The organism is Halotalea alkalilenta DSM 17697 (assembly GCF_000621205.1).
GTDB lineage: Bacteria > Pseudomonadota > Gammaproteobacteria > Pseudomonadales > Halomonadaceae > Halotalea > Halotalea alkalilenta.
In genome coordinates, this window is sequence record NZ_JHYY01000051.1 from 1 (window position 1) to 4,530 (window position 4,530).

The window sequence follows — 4,530 nt, forward strand, 5'->3', positions numbered from 1 at the left end:
TTTCGCGATCTCGTGGCGGCGCGTCCCCTTTCAGGGGGAGCGCGAGGGGCCCGCCCCTCGCATCTAAGCGAGCAAGAGGCACGTTAGGACCCAAACGGTTCTCGACTCTCCAGGATCGAGAGCGTCGCTGGGTCAAAAGGGGTTTGTCATTAATCTGAGCGCCGCCCATTCGGGCGGCGCGTTCATTGCGGCGGGCTCAGTGCTGCAGGTGCAGCCCGCACTCGCGGTTAGCCTCGCCTTTGGTCGGGTCGATGTAGTCGAACTCGTTGGGCAGGTCGTGGGCGCTGAGATACTGATACAGCTCCTTCGGCGTCCAGTGCAGCAGCGGAGCGACCTTGATCAGCCCATCGGGATTGCGGCTGACCGGCTGCATCTGGGCGCGTACGGCGGTGTCGCTGGCGCGCAGGGCGGTGAACCAGACCTCGGGGGCGGTTTCGCGCAGCGCACGGGTGAACGGTTCGAGCTTGACCTCTTCGGTGAACGCCTCGTGGCGAGGATCGTCGAGCCCCGGTACCGGACCGTCGATCGCCTCGCGGTGGGCGCGCGAACGTTTCGGCAGGTAGGTGATCAGGTTCAGGTCGAGCCGCCGGCGTATCTCTTCGACGAAGCGGTAGGTCGCCTCGGTGTTGTAGCCGTTGTCCATCCAGACGATCGGGATGTCAGGCTGCACTCGGGTGACCATGTGCAGGATCACCGCCTCGAAGGGGCGAAAGTTGGTGGTGCAGATCGCTTTCTTGTCGAGCGATAGCGCCCAGCGCACCAGGCCCTCGGCATCGTGGCCGAGGTCTCGGTTGATGGCTTCGAGATCGAAGTCGGCTTGATCGGTCATTGCATGAATCTCCAAGATTGACGCGCGTCGCGAGTCGCGGCACGGGAATGGCGACTACCCTAGCAAAGATCGCGACCGAGGCTGTAATAGCCGAAACTTCGCTGCTTATAGCGGATCACTCCGCGGCGCTCAGCGCCTCCATCAGTCGGGCGATCTTGCCGATGCTCTCGGCATACTCCTCGGCCTGGTCCGAGTCGGCGACGATGCCGCCTCCTCCCCACAGATGCAGCTCTCCCTCCACCGCTACCGCGGTGCGAATCGCGATCGAAGTGTCCATGTCGCCGCCGACGTCGATGTAGCCGACGCTGCCACAGTAGAACGTACGTGGGCTGCGTTCGAGTTCATCGATGATTTCCATCGCCCGGTGCTTCGGTGCGCCGGTGATCGAGCCGCCCGGGAAGGCGGCGCGCAGGAGCTCATGGGCATCGTGCTCCGGCATCAGTCGGCCGGTCACCGTGCTGACCAGGTGATGGACGTTGGCATAGGCGATCCGCTTGGCAAGCGTAGGCACCGCGATGCTGCCCGGCTGGCTGACTCGGCCGAGGTCGTTGCGCAGCAGATCGACGATCATCACGTTCTCGGCCAGGTCCTTGAGGCTGGCTTCGAGCGCTCTGGCCTGGCGCTCGTCCTCTTTCGCGGTGGCGCCACGGGGACGGGTGCCCTTGATCGGCTGAGCGGTGACGACACCATGCTCCAGGCGCAGGAAGCGCTCCGGCGAGGCCGACATCACGCTGACCGGATGCTCGCCCGTCCAGCTCAGGAAGGCGCCGAACGGGGAGGGCGTCGCCCTGCGCAGGCGCAGGTAGGCTTCCCACTCATCGCCTCGATAGGGCGCGCAGAAGCGCTGAGTGAGGTTGATCTGGTAGCAGTCGCCGTTCTCGATGTAGCGCTGCACCTGGGTGAAGGCTGCGGCGTATTCGTCGCGACTCATGGTGGGGGAGAAGTCCTTCTCCAGCGCGAACGCTCGCGGCGCTGGTGCATCGGCGTGCAGCAGCGTAACGAGCTCTGAGCGGCGCCGCTCGTCCGCGATCAGCCAGCACTCGCGGCGCTGGTGGTCCTGTATTACCGACCAGTCGTAGAGGCCGACCCGAGCGGCGGGCAGGCGTGCCAGCGGTCCATCCTGCTCACGAGGCGGCCGGCCGGGCAGGCCCTCGATCAGGCGGCCGAACTCATAGAGCCAGCAGCCGATCAGCCCGACGCTGAAGGGCAGGTGCTTGGGCACTGTCGAATGCTCGACCTCGAGCAGTCCAAGCAGCGCGCGCTGCGCCTCGAACGGCTCCAGCGGCAGACGTGGAAAGCGCGGGCAGCGGGCGATGCCCCACGCGTCGGTGGTCAGTTCTGCCACCGGCAGCGCGCTGAACACGTCGAAGCGGCCCGCCTCGGTGGAAGGTGCGCCGCTGTCCAGCAGTACCGCGCCCGGGAGGCCGCGCAAGCGGGAGAAATAGCGCAGTGGGTCGTTGGGATAGGCGAGCTGATAAGCTTGCAGGCGCAGCGGACGAAGAGCGTCTGGTTGGATCATGAAAGGAGCGTCGGCCGGGTCGGTGAAGCGGCGATTGTCGCATTTGCGATGACTCCCCGGAAGGCTGCGGCGATTGTCGCCGGATGCCGAGACCCCGATAATCTCCGGCCGGGGCATCGAATCTGGAGTGAGCGATGGCGATTGGACTAGGCCTCAGCGAAGGTGTGCTGGCGCTCGAGCAGCAGGATCTGTTCTGGAGGCGCGTCGATATCGAGTCCGCTGGTGGTTCGCCGCTGGTGCTGCTGCACGGTGCGGGAGTGGCCGGTGGGCTGACCTGGGGGCCGCTGATCGAGCTGATCGCGCCGCGACCGACGCTTTTGGTACCGGATCTGCGTGGCGCGGGGCATAGCCGCGATCCTGATGGTGTCGAGCGTCCTTTCACCGTCGATCAGGTGGTCGAGGACATCGTCGCATTGCTCGATGACCAGCGGGTGGGGCGCTGCGAAGTGGTCGGCTATTCATTCGGCGGCTTAGTGGCGATGCGGCTCAGGCAGCGGCTGGGAGAGCGTATCGAGAGCATGACCCTGATCGAACCGGGGCTGCTGGAGCGTGCCGGCCAGACGGAGATGCTCTGCGTCCGGCAAGGTTATCATCGCGCGGCGGCGCGGGTCCGTAGCGGTGTCGAAGTCGAGGCCGGGATCGTCGATTTTCTCGATCTGATCGCGCCGCGACGCTCGCGGCATCCCCGCATAGAGCAAGTGGCCATCGCGCGCCTCGCCGAGCGTCCGCTCGGCTTCGCCAACGCGCTCGATTGCGTCGCCCAGGCAGTGGGTGGCCTCGATCGCGCGGAGGTGATCGACGCCCAGCGGCAGGTGCTCTGTGTGGTCGGGGCCAAGAGCCCGGAGACCCTGCGCGATTACCATCATACGCTTGCCGCGGCCCGCGATGACTGGGAGTGCGTCGAGATCGCTGGTGCCGATCATTCGCTGCCGTTTCAAAAGCCGCGCCGGATCGCCGCCTTGCTCGACCGTGCGTCGGCTATGCCTGCGGCGAGTTTGCGCTAAGCTAGAGCTCTTTCGCGGTGGCCGAGCCCCCGCTTCCAGATCCAAGGTAGGGATGCGTCTGCGACATGAGTGAAGTCCCACATTCCGGTAGTGCCGTTCGCACCCTCGCCGAGCGTGTCTTCCAGCAGCTGCAGGAGGCGATCGTGCGTGGCGAGCTGCCGCCGGGCAGCAAGATCACCGAGCCAGGGCTTGCGCAGACCTACGGGATTTCACGTGGTCCCCTGCGCGAGGCGATGCGGCGTCTCGAGGCCTACCGGCTGATCGAGCGCGAGCCGCATGTCGGTGCCCGGGTGGTGAAGCTCTCGATGCGCGAGCTGCTCGAACTCTTCGATGTCCGCGAGTCGCTCGAGAGCATGGCCGCTCGTCTGGCGGCGCGCAACATGACCGCGCAGGAAATCAAGAATCTGCGCGATGTGCTCGCGGCCCATGAACGCCAGGAAGGTATGCCGCCCGGAGAGGCCTATTTCCAGCGCGAGGGCGATCTGGATTTTCACTATCTGATCGCTCGTGGCAGCCACAATCGCATGCTGATCACCATCCTCTGCGACGATCTCTATTACCTGGTGCGTCTCTACCGTACCCAGTTCAGTGCCAAGGGGGCTCGCCCGCAGCGGGCCTATCTCGAGCATCATCGTATCGTCGACGCGATCGAAGCGGGGGACGAGGAACTTGCCGAGATGCTGATGCGCCGGCACGTCGTCGCTTCGCGACAGAACGTTTCCGAACGCTATGCCATGGCGCTGGACGAGAGCGGGGAGCAGGGCATCGTGATGCCCAAGGAGTGACGGCCGTGAAGGGTGATTCGAAAGTATGGCGAAAAACTTGGCGAAAGCGCTTGCCAAGTGGCGAGGGGGTCTATAAAGTACGCCCTCGCTGACCGGGGTTAACCCGCAGCGGGAAGAGCAAGTCATTGATTGTTTTGGTGTTTCAGGTCGGCTCGGATGCGGTGGTCAGTATGCTCCGAACGACACGCTTCTCGAAGAAGTGATTGACACCAAAGCGTTTCTGAGTAGAATGCTCATCCACTCGACGCAGGGCAGGCTTCTTCGAAGCCAGGTTCAGCCCGCGGCGAGACGCTCTTTAACAAGTCGATCAGGCAATTTGTGTGGGCGCTCGGCTCGATGAGACGGCAACGTCACTGATGTATCCAGTCAGGCATCGAGGCAGCGACCACAAAG

General features: G+C 64.6%; 4 protein-coding genes. 2 read left to right on the forward strand and 2 right to left on the reverse strand.

From position 1 onward, the window contains the following. Nucleotides 1-196: 196 nt before the first annotated feature. Together Q376_RS0109200 and pabB are read right to left on the reverse strand one after the other, a co-directional pair. Nucleotides 197-829 carry a phosphoadenosine phosphosulfate reductase domain-containing protein gene (locus Q376_RS0109200; RefSeq protein WP_043447137.1) on the reverse strand — a complete coding sequence of 211 codons (633 nt, stop codon included), beginning with the start codon at nucleotides 827-829 and terminating at the stop codon, nucleotides 197-199. Nucleotides 830-944: 115 nt separating this feature from the next. Next, a complete protein-coding gene (pabB, locus tag Q376_RS0109205) occupies nucleotides 945-2,348 on the reverse strand; it encodes an aminodeoxychorismate synthase component I (protein ID WP_043447143.1) in 1,404 nt (467 codons plus the stop codon). A 134-nt stretch (nucleotides 2,349-2,482) separates the two neighbouring features. Here pabB and Q376_RS22045 point away from each other — a divergent pair, with 134 nt between their 5' ends. Beyond that, nucleotides 2,483-3,352: an alpha/beta fold hydrolase gene (locus tag Q376_RS22045; RefSeq protein WP_043447140.1), complete on the forward strand. Its 870-nt coding sequence runs from the start codon at nucleotides 2,483-2,485 to the stop codon at nucleotides 3,350-3,352. Nucleotides 3,353-3,417: 65 nt separating this feature from the next. Then, entirely contained in the window at nucleotides 3,418-4,137 is a 720-nt protein-coding gene (locus tag Q376_RS0109215) for a GntR family transcriptional regulator (RefSeq protein ID WP_027350068.1), read from the forward strand. Nucleotides 4,138-4,530: the final 393 nt, after the last annotated feature.

Excerpts from the sequence above, each read along its gene's own strand:
- Q376_RS0109215 (WP_027350068.1), top strand. The coding sequence starts at position 3,418 with ATGAGTGAAGTCCCACATTCCGGTAGTGCCGTTCGCACCCTCGCCGAG.
- pabB (WP_043447143.1), bottom strand. The coding sequence starts at position 2,348 with ATGATCCAACCAGACGCTCTTCGTCCGCTGCGCCTGCAAGCTTATCAG.
- Q376_RS22045 (WP_043447140.1), top strand. The coding sequence starts at position 2,483 with ATGGCGATTGGACTAGGCCTCAGCGAAGGTGTGCTGGCGCTCGAGCAG.
- Q376_RS0109200 (WP_043447137.1), bottom strand. The coding sequence starts at position 829 with ATGACCGATCAAGCCGACTTCGATCTCGAAGCCATCAACCGAGACCTC.